The following is a 19,572-nucleotide window of genomic DNA, read 5'->3' as shown; positions in this document are numbered from 1 at the left end:
CTCGACTTGCATGTGTTAAGCACGCCGCCAGCGTTCGTCCTGAGCCAGGATCAAACTCTCCGTTGAAGACTCTAGATTTCACAGCCGAAACTGCTAATCAGTCATAGACAAAAAGAGTCAAATCACTAGCAAAAAAACTCAACTAGCAAAAAATGTGTCGGCAACCATTCAGACGGAAGAATGAACAATCACCGACGAAAAATACTCACACCCCGAACATCAGAACCGAAACCCGAAGGCCCGGAACATCATCCGACATGCGAAGTACCAAAATAATTTTGGCACTGACATTCATCGACACACTGTTGAGTTCTCAAAGAACACGCACACACCATCACCACGACCCTATGGCCGCCGCTCCGGGGCAACTTTTCCAGCCTATCCCAACCAGGTCACCGGCGCAAACCGGAACCCCGTGAAGAAAAACTGGATTGTGTTCGCCAGGCACTTCGTACAACCTCGTGTCACTCACCCTCGCAGGTGGGAGTCGGTGTCCGTGTCGCTCTGACCTGGACAAAGTTACGCGAAGATCAACACAACACCAAATCGCCAGGTCAGAGCACTGACGCGGGTTAACAGCCGATAGTTTCCTCGAATTTTTGCCTCTCGCGATGACTTTCTGCGCCCCCTGCGGTCTGTATGAGCAGGAACCAACAGGAACCGAAGCGTTCAGTAATCAGTCAACCGACTTCAAGGAGCACCCAATGTCTCGTCTTCTCTTCGTCAACATGCCGGTCAAGGACGTCGCCGCTACCCGGGCGTTCTTCAGCGGCCTCGGCTTCGAGTTCAACGACATGTTCAGTGACGAGAACACTGTCTCGATGATCGTCAGTGATTCCGCCACGGTCATGTTCCTGAACGAACCGCGTTTCGGGGACTTCATCGCCGACGACATCTGTGACACGTCGGAAGCTCGAGAAGCACTGATGTGCGTGTCAGCCGACAGCAGGGAGGAAGTCGACACCTTCGTCGACGCGGCGATCGCTGCCGGCGGTAGCAAGTGGATGGAGCCCCAGGATCACGGCTTCATGTACGGACGCGCGTTCCGCGACCTCGACAATCACGTCTGGGAGGTCATGTGGATGGACCCGGCTGCGACTGTTCCCCAGCAGTAACGCAGAGCAACAGCAGTAACGAGTAGCCGCGCGGGTCCCTCCATACCGGAGGGCTCGCGCAACTCCTTGCCCCTACAGCTCGGCAGGCAATCCGAACCGTGCGAACAGACTCAGATCGAAGAAACACGTGACGTGCGAGATCCCGGACTCGGTGACATCGAGAACGTGCAACTGGAAAGCACGGTGAACCCCATCGGGCTCGCGCATATAAAGGCCGAACGCCGGCTGGCCGTTGGCGGCGGTCGGTAGCAGCCGCATAGCGCCTGGTCCGTCGGCCGGGCATTTGGTTCCGATGAGCTGCCCGATTGCCTCGGGGCCCTGGTACCAGCCCTCGAACGGAGGCATCTCCCAGATGGCTTCACGCGTGAACAGCTCAACGATGGCCTCGACGTCGTAGCTCTCGAAGCTGTGCACGTAGTCGCGGAGCAACTTCCGGGCAGCCTCGGTAGTCGGTTCCACGAGATCGTCCTCAGTGGGCCCGATGTGATTGATCTGCGCGCGAGCCCGCTGCAGCAGGCTGTTCACCGCAGTGGTTGTGGTGTCCAGCGCCTCCGCAACTTCTGACGCCTTCCACTGGAGAACGTCACGCAGTACCAGAACCGCACGTTGGCGGGCGGACAAGTGCTGCAACGCGGCAACCAGCGCAAGCCTGACCGAATCGCGATTGACGACCATGACGGCGGGATCATTGACGTCGCCCAACGCAGAATCCGCGATCGGTTCCAACCAGGCAATCTCGTTGCGCTCGATCAAATCGTCGGCCGGGTCCGAACTAGGTGCACCAAGGCCGGTCGGCAGTGGACGCCTCGATCTCCCTTCCAACGCGGTCAGGCACGTGTTCGTCGCGATGCGATAGAGCCAGGTCCTGAGCGACGACTGGCCTTTGTAACCGTCGAACCCGCGCCAAGCCCGGATGAACGTCTCTTGGACCTGGTCTTCGGCGTCGTGAATCGACCCCATCATGCGATAGCAGTGCGCCAGCAACTCGCGGCGGTACGGATCGGCAAGAGTGAGGAAATCACTGTCCAACGCCTGATCGACTGTCATTTGTTCAGACTAGTGGCCGAGCGCCCGAAACACAGGCGTCGGCGAGAATTCGATCAGGCCGGCGCCTGCACCGCGGTCAACCGGGATCTCTTCCTAAGAACGAACCCCAGTGATTCGTAGAGTCTGATTGCATTCGTATTCGATTGCACTGCATGGAGAAACGGCAGCTCGCCGCGTTCGCGAATCCCGGCAGCGACGGCACGGATCAGCGTCGTACCCAGGCCTCGACCTCGGAAGTCGCTGTCGGTGCACACCGCACTGATTTCCGTCCATCCCGGAGGGTGCAACCGCTCCCCCGCCATGGCAACAAGTCTTCCGTCGACGCGAATGCCGTAGTAGCTCCCCATCTCGACGGTACGAGGAAGAAACGGTCCGGGCTTGGTGCGCTCGATCAACGCCAGAATTTCGGGAACGTCGCCCCTTCCGAGAAGTTCGACCGACGGATCAACGGAGACTTCGAGTGCGGAACCGTCCATTTGCACCGAGCCGAACTGATCCACAACGCGCCACCCTTCCGGCGGCTGATGATCAAATCCTCGTAAACCTACTGTGCCGCCTGGACCTACGAGTGTGCGTAGGTTCTCCCAGTCTTCGGCGTCCAACTCGGGCGGATGACCGACAAACGGAGCGACTGTCGGGTCGTATCGCGCAACTCTCCCTGCCCAGCGAGCGAATTGCGCATGATGTCCGCGAAGACCTTGTCGCACAGGATCGTCCAGTGGATGGATGTCGACATCCGTGTCAACAGTCTCGACAAACGACGCCAGGGTCGCCTCCGTGGTCATCGAACCTCTTCCTATCCAAGTCTTCCAGTGATGGAGGCGACCGAAACTCCCCGCCCACCTCGATCACAACGCTAGGAACACTTGCTGTCGTAGTCGCCGGATAGAATCAAGATGATTCTGACTTCCGCCCCACGCCCGGTGACGACCACGGTTCGAGGGCAGATTCTCATAAAGACTTTCGTCGCGACACCTACACCAAACGAAAGGCTGTTCGCCATGAGCCACTCCGACCCGATCAGATCTGCATTCGACCAGCTACCCCTGAAGGAAATGGACGCCGCGACGCTGGTCTTCGCGATCGAGAGCGCCGTCGACGAGATGGCACTCCCGGGTGAAACCTTGCGACTCGCCATGGAGGTCGCGACCCTCGCGCACCTCGATCAGTTCAGAAAGAACGGGATCAAGTCCGACGAGGATCCCTACATCGTTCATCCCCTACGAAATGTGTTGCGACTGCTTCGGTACGGGTGCTCCGATGTCGAGATCCTGAGCGCAACCGCGCTTCACGACACGGTCGAGGACCGACCACACGCCGTCATCGCACTCCTCGGTGGCCGGACTGCGGACGACATGTCTGCATCCGAAGCGCAAGAACGTGCGTCAACACTCATCGCCTCGCACTTCGGCCACAGAATCTCCGAACTTGTTGAGGCAGTGACCAATCCAATCGACTACCCGCACGACAACACCACCGGCTACCAGGATCACGTCATCCGCGCGATCGCGGATCCCGCAGTGTTCCTCGTGAAGTTCAGCGACTTCGTCGACAACGCGGGAAGCGTGAAGTACCTGAGCGAGACCGACAGGCTGAGGCTGGTCACGAAGTACGAACCACTCGTGGAGCACTTCAAGCGGGCTTCGCTTGCTCTCGCCAACGCATTGCAGCTGCCTCCCGCAGGACTCGACGCGATCGCACAGCACATTGCAACCATCGAAGGCGATTTCTCGAATACAGCCCGAGGGGACATAGAAAATACTCGCCAGTAGTACCGATCAGTAATAATCGAGCAATCGGGAGAATTCTCCGAATACGCGATTTTGTTACCAGTGAGTATTCACTTTCTTGCCAATTTCATTACCATCGTGATCCGTGTCACAGGGTCGAATTCCATTGCACTGCAATGATTTAACGCCATAAGTGTAACCGTGGTTCACGTTGACTAATATTCTTCAATTCGCCCAGGTGACATGAGCGTCGACATACTGCATTCTTAGATAAACCAGGGATTCCCTGGAAGCAGACACAATATGTTGCTGATTCGTGATTGGAGCGGTTCTGAGTCCACGCCTGCAGGGTGGCGTACAAGGCACGCCGTGCCTGAGCGCAGGGGACTCTACGAACCGGAAGGGCAATCACTTGCCGACGCGCAACCGGGGGAAACACAGCGCATCGCGGCGTAGTTCACGAACCAGGTAATCCGGGTATGTGGGACACGGTCGGCTCATATCGCAACGTACGTGACGAAGAATCTCATCAAGGACGGTGGCAGTGACAATGTTCAAACGAATCGCAGTGGTCAATCGAGGTGAGGCCGCGGTCCGGCTGATCAGGGCTGTACGCGAACTGAACGCCGAACACGACTACGGCATTCGCGTCATTGCACTGCACACCGAGGCCGAGCGCCGCGCCATGTTCGTCCGCCAGGCAGACGAGGGTGTGACCCTGCGCAGCAGCGGCACCGGCAGCCCGTATCTCGACTACGCCGAACTCGAGCGAGCACTCCTCGCAGCCAAGGCCGACGCAGTCTGGGTCGGCTGGGGCTTCGTGGCCGAGGATCCCGCCTTCGCCGAGATCGTCGCGAAACTGGGCATCACGTTCATCGGCCCGAGCGCCGACGCGATGCGCCTGCTCGGAGACAAGGTTGCCGCCAAGATCCTGGCCGAGAAGGTCGGCGTACCTGTCGCCCCGTGGAGCGGCGGACCGGTCGAAACGCGCGCCGACGCTCGTCGTCATGCTCAGTCCATCGGATATCCCCTGATCATCAAGGCCCGAAGCGGCGGCGGTGGACGCGGTATCCGCAAGGTCTGGGCCGAAGACGAACTCGAAGTTGCACTCGAGCGCACGCAGGGCGAAGCAGAGCGGTCCTTCGGCGACCCCGTCGTCTTCCTCGAACGGCTTGTCACCGATGCACGCCACGTCGAGGTGCAGGTCATCGCCGACAACCACGGCAATGTCTGGGCTCCGGGCGTTCGCGACTGCTCGATTCAGCGTCGCAACCAGAAGGTCATCGAAGAATCCTCTTCCCCCGTCCTGACCGAAGAACAGTCTGACCACCTCAAGAAGGTGTCCGCCGAACTGGTCAAGGCAGCCGGATACCAGGGCGCAGGCACGGTCGAATACCTCTACCAGCCCGAGAACAAGCTCTTCACGTTCCTCGAGGTCAACACCCGTCTGCAGGTCGAGCACCCGATCACCGAGGTCACAACCGGAATCGACCTCGTCAAACTGCAGATTCTGGTCGCCAGTGGTGACGAATTGGTCGGTGACTGCCCGCCCGCATTCGGCCACGCCGTCGAAGCCCGCCTCAACGCCGAGGACGCGGACAACGATTTCGCGCCGGCACCCGGCACGGTTCAGCTCCTCAAGTTCCCGCTCGGCTCCGGCATCCGGGTCGACACCGGCATCGCTGCCGGGGACGTCATTCCGCCCGACTACGACTCGATGGTCGCGAAGGTCATCGCCTGGGGCCGCAACCGCTCCGAGGCACTTGCGCGCCTGCGTACCGCCCTTCGTGAAACCACAGTCGTACTCGACGGCGGCACCACCACCAAGTCGTTCCTCCTCGATCTACTCGATCGCGACGAGGTCATCTCGGCATCCGCGGATACCGGCTGGCTCGACCGCACGGGCGCCCTGACCGGCACCACTCGTCGCGCGGACGTCGCACTGATCGCCACCGCCATCGATGCTTACGACGCCGAGGAGTCCCTCGAGCGTGCGGCCTTCCTCGCCTCGGCACGTGGCGGCCGTCCCCGCGCCAATCACGCGATCGGCCGTACCGTCGAGCTCAACTACCAAGGTCAGGCATACAAACTGACCGTCGGGCGTATCGGCCCGCACCGCTACCGCGTCGACGGAGACGCCGGCGACATCGAGGTCGACGTCGATCGTCTCGGTGACTTCGAGTCACGGCTGGTGATCGGTGATCGGCGCTTCCACGTCGTTTCCGTCGTGAGCCCGGCTCGCTATCTCGTCGAGGTCGACGGCATCAGCCACCAGATCAGCCAGGACGACGCCGGAGTGGTCCGCGCACCGGCGCCCGCCGTCGTGGTGGCCGTACCGGTCGCTGTCGGCGACGACGTCGAAGCCGGCTCCACCCTGGTCGTACTCGAATCCATGAAGATGGAGACCGCAGTTCGCGCACCGTACGCGGGCAAGGTGCGTGAAGTTCTCGCTACCGTCAACTCTCAGGTCGATGCCGGCGCGCCGCTCCTGCGCGTCGACCAGGTCAGCGAGGAAGCTGTCACGGAGAAGGCTCCGCGAGTCCAATTCGATCTTCCGGCAGCAACTTCCGGTTCCGACGCCCGCGACGACGCGTTGGCACAGCTCGAAGCACTGACCGCGATGATCAGTGGCTACGACGTCAGCGGTAAGCACGCAAATGCTGTTCTGGCCGAGTACGACGCACTTCGCAGCGCACTCGAATCCGAGGACCGCGAACTGGTACAGGCCGAACTGGCTGTGCTGACCACCTTCGCGGACATCTGCGAACTCTCGCGCAACAAGCCCACCTCGGGTGAGTCCGCGAAGGACGAATCCGTCCACAGCCCCCGCGAGCACTTCCACACCTTCCTGCACTCACTCGACTCCGAGCGCGAAGGTTTGCCGACGTCGTTCCGCACGAGACTCGAACGGGCACTTCGCCACTACGACGTCACCGATCTGGAAGATCGCCAGGCCGTCGAGGAAGCGGTGTACCGACTCTTCCTGGCTCTGCAGCGCATGGAAGCCCAGATCCCGGTCATTGCAGCACTTCTCGAAGGCTGGCTGGTCGGCGACAAGGCTCCCGGTTGCTCGGCTCAGGAGCTCAACGAGGTTCTCGATCGACTCATCGTCGCGACGCAGGTCCGCTACCCCGTCATCGGCGACGTCGCCCGCAACCTTCGCTTCCGGTTCTTCGACGAGCCGCGCATCCGCAAGGTTCGCGAAGACGTCTACGACGGAGTACGCGGCAACCTCGCCTACCTCGAAGAGCAGCCGGACGCTGCCGATTTCGACGAGCGAATCGCCAACCTCGTCGCCACTCCCGAACCGCTCCTGGACCTGTTGGGTCGAAAGATCGGCCTTGGCAACCGCGATGGCGGCCCTCTGCTCGAGGTCATCACGCGTCGCTACTACAAGATTCACTCCTTCGAAGACGTCCGCGTTTTCGAGCACGTCGACCGCCGTTTCGTGACCGGTAACTTCGACCTCAAGGGCGACGGGCTACATCTGGTCTCGACGGTGGCCGAATTCGACGCTCTCGGAACGGCTCTCGACGATGTCGCCACAATCGCGCAGGATGCTCCATCCGGTCGCGGCCTGGTAGTCGACATCTACCTCGACTGGCCGAATCAGCCCGCCGACGGCGACACGCTCGTCGAGACGCTGCGCACCGAACTCTCGCGCAACGAGACGATCACCCGGTCCCGCCGCGCGACTGTGATCATCTGCAATCCGAATGGGGAGCCGGTCCGCTGGGTCACCTTCCGCCCGATCGACGGTGAACTGGTCGAGGACAACATCATCCGCGACATGCATCCGCTCACGGGTCAGCGTCTGGACATGTGGCGCCTGAAGAACTTCAACGGCAAGCGTCTGCCGGCTCCGGAGAACACCTACCTGTTCCACCTCTCCGCCAAGGAGAACCCGAAGGACGAGCGCCTGATCGCTCTCGCGGAAATCCGTGACGTGACACCGCAACTCGACGACGAAGGTCAGATGGTTGCGCTTCCGGCCATCGAGCGCACACTTGCCGCGTGCCTCGACGGCATCCGCCGTGCGCAGTCCCAGCGCGGAGACAAGCGTCGACTGGCAGCCAACCGCGTCGTGCTCTACGTGTGGCCGGTCGCCGACGTTCCCAGCGAGCGCTTCTCCGTGATCGCCCAGAACGCAGCCCGACTGACCGTCGGCGCCGGGCTCGAAGAGATCACACTCATCACCCGCCTGAAGGACCGAAAGGGCGGCGCGCCCAAGGAAGTTGCGCTGCGATTCTCCTACCGCGCAGGTGCCGGTGTGGTCATCAACAAGACCACGCCTCCCACTGAACCGCTGCTCCCCCTCGACGCGTACGCCCAGAAGGTCCAGAGTTCGCGGGCACGCGGCACGGTGTACCCGTACGAGCTGATTCCGCTCCTGACCGGCACCAAGGGCACCTTCGTCGAGCACGACTTCGACGAAGCGGGCGTCCTCTCACCTGTCGAGCGTCCGTACGGGCTCAACAAGGCCGGCATCGTCGTCGGCCTCGTGAACACTCCGACGCCGCGCTATCCCGAGGGAATGACCCGTGTCGCGCTCTTCGGTGACCCCACCAAGGCGCTCGGTACCGTGGCCGAGGCCGAATGCTCACGCGTGGTCGCTGCCATCGACCTGGCCGAGAAGTTGAACGCTCCGGTCGAGTGGTTTGCGCTGTCCTCGGGTGCCACCATCTCGATGGAGAGCGGCACCGAGAACATGGACTGGGTCTCCCGTGGCCTGCGCCGGATCATCACCTTCACCCAGAACGGTGGCGAGATCAACATCGTCGTCACGGGAATCAACGTCGGCGCTCAGCCCTACTGGAACGCCGAAGCCACCATGTTGATGCACACCAAGGGCATTCTGGTGATGACCCCGGACAGCGCGATGGTGCTGACCGGCAAGCAGTCTCTCGACTACTCCGGTGGCGTGTCGGCCGAGGACAACTTCGGTATCGGTGGCTACGACCGCGTCATGGGCCCCAACGGCCAGGCGCAGTACTGGGCCCCCGACCTCACTGCGGCGTGCGAGATCCTGTTCCGTCACTACGCACACTCGTACCTCGCTCCCGGCGAACGGTTCCCGCGTCGCGCAGCGACGACGGACCCCGTCGATCGCGACGTGCGTAGCTTCCCGCACACCCACCCGTCGAGCGACTTCGAGACGGTCGGCGACATCTTCTCCTCGGCGAAGAACCCGGATCGCAAGAAGCCCTTCGATATTCGCACCGTGATGCGGTCGGTGGTCGACCAGGACCACTCGGTTCTCGAGCGTTGGGCCGACATGGCCGGCGCCGACACCTCTGTCGTTCTGGACGCGCACCTCGCCGGACATCCGGTCACAGTGGTGGGCATCGAATCCCGCGCGATCCCGCGTAAGGGTCACTTCCCCGCCGACGGTCCCGACACCTGGACGTCGGGAACGCTGTTCCCGAACTCGTCGAAAAAGACTGCCCGCGCGATCAATGCTGCGAGCGGCAACCGTCCGATCGTGGTGCTGGCCAACCTGTCCGGCTTCGACGGTTCACCGGAGTCACTGCGCAACATCCAGCTCGAGTACGGCGCCGAGATCGGCCGCGCCATCGTCAACTTCGACGGACCGATCGTGTTCTGCGTCGTTTCCCGCTACCACGGCGGCGCGTTCGTCGTATTCTCCGGTGCGCTCAACGACAACATGGAAGTTCTTGCTGTCGAAGGTTCGTTCGCCTCGGTACTCGGCGGCGCCCCCGCCGCCGCAGTGGTCTTCACCCGTGAGGTGAACACCCGCACCAACAACGACCCGAAGGTGCAGCAACTGGAAGCAGACTTGGCAGCAGCCAAGGACGACACGGAGAAAGCACACCTGCGCGTCGAACTGAACGCTCAGCGCATCGCCGTCCGCTCCGACAAGCTCGGCGAAGTGGCATCCGAATTCGAAGCGATCCACAACATCCAGCGGGCCCGAGAGGTCGGCTCGGTGGATGAGATCGTCCCTGCCGCAGAACTGCGTCCGCAGATCATCGCAGCAGTCGAACGCGGCATGAAGCGCGCACTCGCGCAGTAAGTTTCTCCGCACGTCGAGCGGTCCCGCGAAATGCGGGGCCGCTCGATTTGTGTCCGGACCGCGCCGGCTTCAGACGCCCTCGAGCGCCTCTCCGATCTCTTCGAGGACGTGATTGTGCTGCTCTGTTGCGAGCAGATGCCCCGCCGCGATGGTGACTGCCACGGGCCACTCGATGATCTCGAACGCAACCATCAGTCCCATCACCGCAAAATAGGCGATCTGCTCGGGTCTCGGAACCGGAATGGCACCGACGATCGGTAGCTCCAACTCGAAGCTCCGAGCCGAACGGACGGATTCCACTACCGCGCGGTGATCGACGGGGTTCGTGTGGTCGACGGTGTTCTGGGACATGTCACGATTCCTCAGGATTCATCTCGGGTCGCCCGGGAGTTCGGCGACGTGTCACTTCCAGCAGCGACGCTCACAAGCGTGTCCGATTCACCGGTTTCCGCTTCTTTGATTTCCGCTTCGCTGATTTCCACGCTGTCGCGAGCGCTGACTCCCCCGGTTCGGGAGGTGTACGCGGTGCTCGTCCGCGTCGGGATCTTGCGAATCGTCGACTGACCTTCCGCGCTCTCCTCAGTTCCAGTCTCCTCAGTTGCGGCGATCCGCTCCAACACCCGCGGAGCCAGCGCCGCCAGCAGCGTCGCTGCCGACGCACAGCCCACTGCTTGACCCCACCCAATCGGACCGAGCGGCGTGCAACCGAGAAATTGGCTCACCACCGGTGTGCTGACGAGCGTCGCCAGCGCCGCAGCGGACCCGGCAACTGTTGCGACCACCAGCGGACTGCGCGATTCGAGCAGCGTCTGCCCCAGTTGGGTGCCCACCAGGGCAACCAACGCCACCGTCGACGCTCGCCGCCGCCTGCCGCTCATCCGGGCCAGAAGCCACGCTGCCAGCGCACCGATTGCCGTGGCACCGCCGCGGACAGCGATCGTCTGCCACAACGCATGAGTGTCCATCTGTTCGGACTTCTCGGATCCGTTCTCGGACGGGGTGCTCACCGCAAGCGCAGCAGCGGGCAAGGCGTCCGTCATCAGATTGACCAGTAGCAACTGCCTTGCGTTGAGCGGTGATTCGCCGGACAGCGCAGAACCGATCAGAGCGAATGCGACTTCACCCGCGTTGCCTCCGAGCAAAACCCCCACCGCTGATCTGACCCGCCGCCACAATTGACTGCCCTCGTCCAGTGCGTCGGTCAATCCGCCGACACGGCCGTCGAGGAGCACGATGTCTGCGGCGCCGCGCGCCGGATCGCTGTCAGTCGACGCCACCCCGATTCCCACGCTGGAAACTCGGATCGCCGCAGCATCGTTCGCGCCGTCACCGACCATGGCGCACACGCGCCCGTCAGTCTCCAACGCTTGCACGATCTCGACCTTCTGCTCGGGTGTCACGCGCGCAAAGACGCTGCTGCCGCGGACGGCGTTCCGTCGTTCTGCGCGAGAGAAGTTCTCCCAGTCCGGACCGGTGACCACGTCCTCACGCGCCACATCCATCCCCAGTTCGGTGGCGACCGCCGCCGCTGTTGTCGGATGATCCCCGGTCAGCACGCGCACTTGCTGTCCGTTGCCTTGAAGTTCTCGAACAAGTTGCGTTGCTTCGGGTCTCAGCGTGTCCGAGAGTCCGAGAAGGCCGACCGCTTCCAACCCCTCGGAGCAACACTGTTCGAGAAATTCCGAGTCCTCCGCAGCGCGTCGCGCATCGTGTTCCGACAACTCGCGCTGTGCGACGGCAACCACCCGCAGTCCGCGTCCGGCCATGCTCTGAACGTGGCTCGCCGACACAGCATTCGGATCCCGCCCTGCCTCCGCCACGAATTCCGGTGAACCCTTCAGTGCGATCCGTCTGCCCAGTAGGGCTGCCGAGTACGGCCGCCCAGACCTGAACGGAACGAGGTTGAGCGCGTCGGCATCACCGAAAACCCGAGCCTCGTCCAGAGCTTGTTCGGCTGCATCGACGACGGCGGCGTCCGTCGAATGAAACACGCGATCGTCGCGACTTCCCAGAGCACTGCGCGCCGCAACTTCCAAAATCTCACTTTCGCCCCAACCGTCGACGCGTTCGACCGCGGCCACCCGTAGCTTGTTCTCGCTGAGGGTTCCGGTCTTGTCGAAGCAGACCACGTCGACACGGCCGAGCGCTTCGATCGAACGTGGAGCACGCACCAACACTCCTGCTGCAGTGAGCCTTCGAGCTGCCGCCTGCTGAGCCAGGGTCGCAACCAGAGGCAATCCCTCCGGCACGGCGGCCACGGCAACGGCCACGCCTCCGGTGACGGCGCGGCGCAGACCGGTACCACGAATCAGACCCGCGACTGTCACCAACGCTCCGCCGCCGATACTGGCCGGCAGAGTCGCCCTGGTGAGTTCGCGCAGTCTGTTGGTCAGGCCCACAGCAGGTCCGGATCGGGATACACCGACATCGGCGCGCCTGGTCACCGTTCGAGCTCCGGTGGCCGTGACCACGCCACGACCGGAGCCGGCAAGCACCGTTGTCCCGGCATAGGCCATGCACCTTCGCTCGGCCAGGGGCATCCCCGGGGTCGGGTCGGTCTGCTTGTCGACGGGCATGGACTCTCCCGTCAACGACGACTCGTCGACTTCCAGCGATTCGGCGCTCAACAGTCGACAATCGGCGGGCACGATGTCCCCGGACTCGAGGGCCACGACGTCACCGAGTTCGAGCGCGTCTGCCGCAGTCTCGACCTCGCCAGCGTTGGTTACTCGCCGAGCTACCGGATCCTGCATCTGCAACAGTCGCTGCACTGCGCGTTCCGAGTGCAGTCGTTGAACAGCGGACATCGCGGCATTGCCGACCAAAACCGAACCGACCAGGACGGCGTCTACCGGTGAACCGAGGACTGCACTGGCCGCCGAGCCGGTTGCCAACACCGGCGTGAGTGGATCCGCCAATTCTGTTCGCAACGCCGACAATCCGTCACGGATCAACCTGAAGCGTGCGGGCACTCGCACACGAGCGTCGGCGCGCTGCGGCGTATGCCGGACGGATTGGGCGAGTTCGCGAACGACAGAATCACCGTCCATCTCATGCCAGCTATCGCTCGGAGCACCGACAGGGGCGGGAGCCTGAATCACAGATCGGGACAGGGTGTATCCGGTCCACAGTCCCGCGGCCGAACCAGCCGTGACCGGCCCCGGCCCAGCCCCTCGAATTCCCGGAAGCATAATCAAGGCACCCAATGCCGAAGAACCCGAGGAGAGTTCGACGCCGCGCCTCGTCGCTGTTCGGGCAGCCGAGAGCGCATAGACGACCCGCCACGCCCCGGCCAAGTCGGTGTGGATGTCGGCACTCACGTGCTCGCCACTCGGTGGTGAAATCCCGATGCGTAGCACTGCCTGCCCCGCTATCGCCCTACTCGACACGATCGCAACTGTCCGACCCTCGGCCACCAACGCCGAGAGAGCTTCGCGCAGGCCGGCTTCGGGAGTCGATGGCGCCGGATAGAGCTCGTCGAATCCGCTTCGCAGTGATCCGAGCCCGTCGTCGTCGATCGTGGCCGCTGCGACTCCGCTCGCGCGTATCTCACCTATCAGTGATTCCGCCAACCCTTTTCGCACCGGTCTTACGACAACTTCGGCGCCGTCGATGCGGTGTCTTCCGACCCCGAGCGAGCCGGCGTCAAGCGCTTCCCTGGCATGTGCCCACACCACGACGCGGTCCGACTCGGACACCTCTCGTATGTCGGAAACCCGGAGCGCGTCGTCGAAAAGGACACTCGGATCGACGAGGACGGTATCGACACGATCGAGCATGCGTAGAGACGCGGGGTCCGAAACGGCGACGTGGTGCGTCCGCCACAGACCGTATGACAAACCAGCAGCGAACGATTCGCGCGACATCCGAAGCGGCCGCGGCGCCGAAACCTTGATGCTCGTCGCAACGGTGTCACCGCCGGCAGACACGGTAGCCAGTGCAGCCGCAGCCGCCAACTGAACCCCAGCGATCCTGTCGGCATAACGCTCCCCCGGACCACTCGGGTCACGCCTCGTGGGAGCACCGCGACCGCCAGATTCGAATGGCCACACCCGACGAGAGTTTCGCGCCGCCAGAGTTTCGCGTAGCAGCATCGTCCGCAGCCCGAAATCCACACCCAATGACGCAGGCGCATAGGTCAGAACATCCGCGAACGACGTCGCCGACTCCAATGCGAAGTCGGTGAGCGAACGGCCAAGGCGCTGTTCGATTCGCCGACGCACCCGGGGTTGATAATTGATCGCCGACACCGCCGCCGAGACATAGGCGGAACCCGGCATTCGCGGGGCACGAAGAATCGATCCCGCTGCTGCAGGAATCATCCCGACGCCCGCCAGCGCAAGAGTGCCAGTCCGCAGCGCCACGTCACTGACAGCGGTTCGCGGAATCGTCGAACCACCGACCAACGCCAGACCCGACAACGCCAGGCGCGGCGGCAAAGTTGCCACCGACACCGCACGCCGGGCCATCGCTGAGAACATCAGTGAGTGGATCGAGTGTGCGAAGAACTGTGAGTTCGATCCTGCGACCGACTGGCCGCCTTGTGGGAGTTTCCGCTCGATTCCTTCTTTGCCGGTTCCGTCTTGGTCGCGCGCCCAACCGCCTTGACCGCACGATCGGGCCGCGCGCTCTTGCGATCCCATTCGTGAAGTACCAGGGCCGTGCCGCCGACCGCCAAGAGCACCGGCCACTCCACCAATCCCGCCGCGCCGACGGCGGCCATCGTGAGAACCGCGGTCGGCGTCGAGGAACTACCCGCACGAATTCCGTCTCGGACGCCCTCCGCCGTTCCGCGTATCCCGCCCGTCACTCCACCGATCACTCCACCACCGACGGCTCCAGCCACCGTCGTCGTTGCGTCTGCCACACCACGAACGACGCGGGTGGCTTCGTCGACAATCATCATCGGACGCTCCTATCAGCAGTCCATCGAAGAATTCAGTATTTGAGGCCATACCCAACACCGACGGCGGCAATCACGATCCGATACATTTTTCGGCGAACCTGGCGAGGGCGCGCCATCGTCAGCGCCGTGAGAGGGTACGGTGCGGGATGCAGCGACCACCTTCATCGACGGGAGTTCCACACAGTGGCGATCATCGGAAATTCGGACCTCGACATCTTCCGACTTAGCTTGGGCGGCAACCCTTTCGGATGGACAGCAGACGAGAAGACGTCCTTCGAGATCCTCGACTCGTTCGCCGAAGCCGGTGCAAACTTCATCGACACCTCCGACTCGTACACGGCGTCGGCTCCCGGCAATTCCGGCGGGGAATCCGAAACGATCATCGGGAAATGGATCACCGATCGGGGACTGCAGAACGACATCGTCGTCGCCACCAAGGTGGGTAGCCATCCCGATTTCAAGGGACTGAAGGCCGACAACATCGCGGCCGCAGCTGAGGCGTCGCTGCAGCGCCTGCAGACGGACTGCATCGATCTGTACTACGCACATTTCGACGACCCGCAGACTCCGCTCGAGGAAACTCTCGAAGCCTTCAATGCGTTGGTCGTCGCGGGCAAGGTTCGCTATCTCGGAATCTCCAACTACAGCCCCGACCGCGTCCGGGAGTGGCTGCGGATCACCGAGGAGAACGGTTACGCCGCGCCCATCGCGCTGCAACCGCACTACAACCTGGTGCACCGCAAGTCGTACGAACCCGAACTCGCGCAGATCGCCACCGACAACAACATCAGCGTCTTCCCGTACTTCGCTCTCGCTTCCGGCTTCCTGACCGGAAAGTACAAGACCCGCGCGGACATCGAAGGCAGCTCCCGCGAACGGCTGACCGCCGGATACTTCAGCGACGCCGGACTCGACGTCGTCGCGGAACTGGCAACAATCGCGCAGGCACACGACAGCGAGATCTCGACCGTCGCGCTGGCCTGGCTGCTGACTCGACCTGGCATCACCGCACCGATCGCGAGCGTCAGCCGGCCGGAGCAGCTCCCGGCGCTACTGGACGCCCCGAATCTGGTGCTGTCGTCGAATGAACTGGACACTCTCGAACGGGTGTCGGCGGCAGTCGGCGCCTGAAATCAGGCAGTTTTGAGATGAGCGCCGAGGGCCGTGTTGTTGATCGTCCAAAACGACCAGCCGTCATGGCTCTCGGTGTCGCCTGAAATGTGACCGGTCACGGCATTGGCGGCCGCGGTCGGATCAGGGAATCGGCGGCCTTCCATCGGTCCGCGCATGATCTCGACGACCTCGGTGCTTTCGTCGAAGCGTCCGACCCAGCGGTATCCAAGGCAATCAGCCGTCATCTCGAGGCGATTGTCGACAACTTCGATCTCCTCGACACCGCTGGCGCGACGCTTCTTCGCGGCGACCGGCGACGTCTTGCGCTTGGTCGCAACCGGGGCCTCCACGTAAATGCTCGGATCCTTGACCGCGGCCAGGCCCAGCGCATCCCAACGATCGTGACCGTGTACGACGCGTCCGCGCGGAATCGCGTGATGTCCGGTGCGATTGCGTCCGGGGCTGTCCATGATCCACAGGTCGACCTCGGCACGGATGTCGTCCGCGACCTCGTTGGAGGGCAGCATGAAGAACTCGTGCGGGTCTGCAGCCAGGTCGACGAATACCCAGAACTCGGAGCGCGTGTCGTCGCTCTCGAGCGACTCGTCCTGACGCCTGGCCTGCCAGTCACCGTCGAGCTTGGAACGCACTCGGACGATTCGGCTGATGCCGTCTGCGCCCGTCACCTCGACGGGATTACGACGTGAGTGCGTGAGGCGGACAGCCTTGCCCCCACGCTGCGTAGCTTCGGAAATGAACGCATTGATGCCGCGGCTTGCGGTGTCTTCCATGATCGACCTGTCTCGAGCGGGTACGCCCGCATCACCGGATCGGCATCGGGGTCGAGCAATGAGCGAATTCTCGGCCTGTTCTTCGATCGTGCGGCCGGTCAGTACCTTCGACCTTACAGCTCCGGCGACAGCCTGACTACGGCGCCCGACGCTCGTTCCCGGAGGTCAGCAGTGCAATGTCCCCGTAAAGAGCCGCCCGGTGAGCGAACATCAGTTCTTCCACACCGTCGAATTGATCCCCGACGTAGTGCGTGTTGGCAGCCGAAAGTTCACGTGAACCAGAGCGCGCGAGTAGGTCGTCGATCCGGCTGTCGAGGCTCGCTGCATGCGCAACCGCGCGCTGCGAACTCAACTGATCCTCGGCCCGTGCGACCAGGTCACCGATCCGCGCGAGCGCCGCGACGCGCTCGACCAGCTGGTCCCAGACCGTGCCGAGTGCTTCCCTTCGCGAAGCGATTCCGGCTCGCGTTCCCTCGTCGCGTGCCAGCGCAGCCGCGTCGTCCAGCTCTGCGAGTATCGAACGCAGCGCTACGGTATCGACCGCGATCTGCGTGATCTCGTCTGCCAAGTCCAGTTGATTACGTTGAATGACGAAGTGATCGGAATGCCACGCGCTGGAACTCTCGATCCGGTCGAAAAGATTCCCGGCGAGGTAAAGCAGTGCGTCGTACTCACCGGCGCGTCCTTCGGGTTCGGAATCGACCAGTCCGTCGAGGACTTCCGCGATGCGTCTTCCGGCATCGGCGATGACACCGGTTCCCTGGACCTTCCCGAACTGGGCGGCGAGTTTGTCGAGTGCTGCGTTTCCACTGCTGGCCACGACACCGAGACCCACCGGCAGCTTGGCTGGAACCGGCGTACAGGTGAGCCCGGCAAAGAGAGCCTCGCGCTGCTCGACGTCGAGATGGAGACCGTCGCGGCGGTCCTTGCGGATGGCACGGACACTGCTCGCGAAGTGACGATTGGAATGCACGATCGCCGATCGCATCGACTGAACGCGCTTGTCCAGCGTCTGCACCCGCCGTTCGAGGACAACCTGAACGGGACCGATGCGTGTCGCGAGCAGTCGACGCCTGGTGCGGGCCAGCTCGTCGGTGAGATACCTCAACTCCGAAAAGCCGCCGATCTCCGGGAACGAACGTCCGACACCGCGCCGGTTCGCCAGGATCGACCGCGTCGACTCGTCCGCATAGCCGCCGGCGATCAGCAATGCGACATCGTCGGACAACTCCGGCCGGTTCGACTCGACGGTCCCCGCCGCACACCACTCCCTGACTCGGGTGGAGATGAGCGTTCGCCGTTCGGTCACCGACGCCACGACAAAGACGTCGCCATTTCCGTCTGCCATCTCACGGCCATCCGTCATCTCACGCCTCCTGCTGGGTGCCGGTTACCACTGTTCCAGAATCTGCCGACACGCGCCCGACCCCTGCTCCCGAAGTCGACGCACCTCTGCCATACCGTAGGCGGGTGACCTCCCTGCGATCAGACGCGCAAGCAGGTCACTCGCGCGCACCGCGGACTCCTCCAGCGGTTCAACCACTACTTCCCGATCTCGCGATCGAACAACTCCAGTCGTTGTTGCAGGTACGTTCCTGGACTCTCGCGGAATGGTTCGCGATGGCCGACCAACGCGGATTCCTCGCGCCCGCGGCCAGTGTTCCGCTCTTCATGGAAGCCGCGCTGAAGTATCCCGAGCACCGCGAGGCGCTCCTTCGCCTCGCCGGTCGACGCGGGCAGTACCTGGCGGAGCAGAATCCCGATTGGGCCCAATTGCGGCGGATCGGGTCACGCCGGGACGAACTGTGGCTATCGCCCGATCCGAACGACCGTACGGCCTGGTTCGATTACATACGTACGGTCGACCCGGAACTGGCGAGCGAGGAGCTCGAGATCGCCTGGGACGACGAGCCCACCGCAAACCGCCTGCACTTCCTCGATCACCTCGAGGTCGGACTGGGTGAACACGATCACACCCTCCTCGAGCGAGCACTCGACGATCCAGCCGTGCGGGTTCGTGAGCGTGCAATTCAACTACTACGGCAACTCCCCCGATCTCCTTTTGCCTCTCGCATGGTCACTCGGGCTAAGTCGTGGGTCCGGCTCGAGACGAAGCCGTTGCGACCGCGCCTTGCCGTCCGGTTGCCAGGCTCGCTCGACGACCTCGCATTTCGTGACGGCATCGAAGACGTCCACTACAAGAACAAAGGCATCCGGCGCTGGTGGTTACGGCAAGTCGTGACCGCCACTCCACTGACGCTGTGGGAATCGATGGCCGGTTCGCCACGCGAGGCCCTCACCATCCCCATCGAGAAGCAATGGCGCGCGGTGATGATCGAATCATGGACTGCTGCAACCGTTCTCCAAAGGAACACAGCGTGGGCGTCGGCATTTCTGGAGCGGGACGGGCGCACGACCGACCGGAGAATCGTCGCCATCGCGGACCCACGCGAGCGCGTCGAATACATCGTTGCCGGCCACGCGGACGAATACCTTTTGGGCGTCGACGGCAGCGCACTACTCGACGGCATCGACCGTCCATGGCCCCTGGCCGTCGCCGAAAAGTTGTTGAACGCCTTGGAGAACGAAGCGATGGAGCATGCTGCGACGGGTGAGGACTTGGGCATTCACTCGCGACACAGTCACTTTTCCACTCTGCGAAGCGTGCAGGCGCGCTTCCCTTTCGAGGCGATACCACTGCTCCGCAGCGCCGCGTCCAGAACGAGCGACCCCGGCTGGCAACAAGCGTTCACCGACAGTGCGGTCAACATCGAGCAGCGTCGACTCCTCTTGGACGTTCTACGTAGTCACCACTGAACGACGAAGGGGCCGCATC

Annotated in this window: 12 protein-coding genes and 1 rRNA gene; 5 read left to right on the top strand and 8 right to left on the bottom strand. The window is 62.9% G+C overall.

Annotated features, from left to right (window positions below):
* Positions 1–66 (bottom strand): 16S ribosomal RNA (locus AC2ETI_RS19635); the annotation flags it as partial.
* A 638-nt stretch (positions 67–704) separates the two neighbouring features.
* On the opposite strand from AC2ETI_RS19635, the gene AC2ETI_RS19630 reads away from it, so the two are divergent.
* Entirely contained in the window at positions 705–1,115 is a 411-nt protein-coding gene (locus AC2ETI_RS19630) for a VOC family protein (protein WP_483634277.1), read from the top strand.
* Between the two features lie 72 nt (positions 1,116–1,187).
* On the opposite strand, the gene AC2ETI_RS19625 is transcribed toward AC2ETI_RS19630, so the two are convergent.
* Positions 1,188–2,162 (bottom strand): sigma-70 family RNA polymerase sigma factor, encoded by a 975-nt coding sequence (locus AC2ETI_RS19625; protein WP_003945115.1) that lies wholly within the window; start codon positions 2,160–2,162, stop codon positions 1,188–1,190.
* A gap of 53 nt (positions 2,163–2,215) precedes the next feature.
* On the bottom strand, positions 2,216–2,947 hold the full coding sequence (locus tag AC2ETI_RS19620; protein ID WP_029255775.1) for a GNAT family N-acetyltransferase: 732 nt from the start codon (positions 2,945–2,947) through the stop codon (positions 2,216–2,218).
* A 216-nt stretch (positions 2,948–3,163) separates the two neighbouring features.
* Here AC2ETI_RS19620 and AC2ETI_RS19615 point away from each other — a divergent pair, with 216 nt between their 5' ends.
* Together AC2ETI_RS19615 and AC2ETI_RS19610 are read left to right on the top strand one after the other, a co-directional pair.
* Positions 3,164–3,934, top strand: coding sequence for a hypothetical protein (locus AC2ETI_RS19615; RefSeq protein WP_256278524.1), 771 nt, complete (start codon positions 3,164–3,166; stop codon positions 3,932–3,934).
* Positions 3,935–4,442: 508 nt separating this feature from the next.
* Complete coding sequence (locus tag AC2ETI_RS19610) at positions 4,443–9,926, top strand: ATP-binding protein (protein WP_195790737.1); 5,484 nt, start codon at positions 4,443–4,445, stop codon at positions 9,924–9,926.
* Between the two features lie 69 nt (positions 9,927–9,995).
* Here AC2ETI_RS19610 and AC2ETI_RS19605 read toward each other — a convergent pair whose 3' ends face one another.
* Genes AC2ETI_RS19605 through AC2ETI_RS19595 form a run of 3 tightly spaced genes read right to left on the bottom strand, consistent with a single transcriptional unit; the run spans position 9,996 to position 14,832 of the window.
* Entirely contained in the window at positions 9,996–10,277 is a 282-nt protein-coding gene (locus AC2ETI_RS19605; RefSeq protein ID WP_030536904.1) for a hypothetical protein, read from the bottom strand.
* Positions 10,278–10,288: 11 nt separating this feature from the next.
* Positions 10,289–14,407 carry a cation-translocating P-type ATPase gene (locus tag AC2ETI_RS19600; RefSeq protein WP_483634276.1) on the bottom strand — a complete coding sequence of 1,373 codons (4,119 nt, stop codon included), beginning with the start codon at positions 14,405–14,407 and terminating at the stop codon, positions 10,289–10,291.
* Positions 14,407–14,832 (bottom strand): hypothetical protein, encoded by a 426-nt coding sequence (locus tag AC2ETI_RS19595; RefSeq protein ID WP_029255779.1) that lies wholly within the window; start codon positions 14,830–14,832, stop codon positions 14,407–14,409. The genes AC2ETI_RS19600 and AC2ETI_RS19595 overlap by 1 nt, the downstream gene beginning before the upstream one ends.
* A gap of 183 nt (positions 14,833–15,015) precedes the next feature.
* On the opposite strand from AC2ETI_RS19595, the gene AC2ETI_RS19590 reads away from it, so the two are divergent.
* Positions 15,016–15,963 carry an aldo/keto reductase gene (locus AC2ETI_RS19590; RefSeq protein WP_007732210.1) on the top strand — a complete coding sequence of 316 codons (948 nt, stop codon included), beginning with the start codon at positions 15,016–15,018 and terminating at the stop codon, positions 15,961–15,963.
* Positions 15,964–15,965: 2 nt separating this feature from the next.
* Here the strand turns inward: AC2ETI_RS19590 and AC2ETI_RS19585 are convergent, their stop codons facing one another.
* The gene (locus tag AC2ETI_RS19585) at positions 15,966–16,736 is read right to left on the bottom strand and encodes a hypothetical protein (protein ID WP_483634275.1); all 771 of its coding nucleotides are present in this window, start codon (positions 16,734–16,736) and stop codon (positions 15,966–15,968) included.
* A gap of 136 nt (positions 16,737–16,872) precedes the next feature.
* The gene (locus AC2ETI_RS19580) at positions 16,873–18,102 is read right to left on the bottom strand and encodes a hypothetical protein (RefSeq protein WP_047888028.1); all 1,230 of its coding nucleotides are present in this window, start codon (positions 18,100–18,102) and stop codon (positions 16,873–16,875) included.
* 104 nt (positions 18,103–18,206) lie between these two features.
* On the opposite strand from AC2ETI_RS19580, the gene AC2ETI_RS19575 reads away from it, so the two are divergent.
* The gene (locus AC2ETI_RS19575) at positions 18,207–19,553 is read left to right on the top strand and encodes a DUF5691 domain-containing protein (protein ID WP_483634274.1); all 1,347 of its coding nucleotides are present in this window, start codon (positions 18,207–18,209) and stop codon (positions 19,551–19,553) included.
* Positions 19,554–19,572: the final 19 nt, after the last annotated feature.

This window comes from Rhodococcus sp. MurmanLake-1, assembly GCF_056945715.1.
This window is presented reverse-complemented; position numbering and strand designations above follow the sequence as displayed.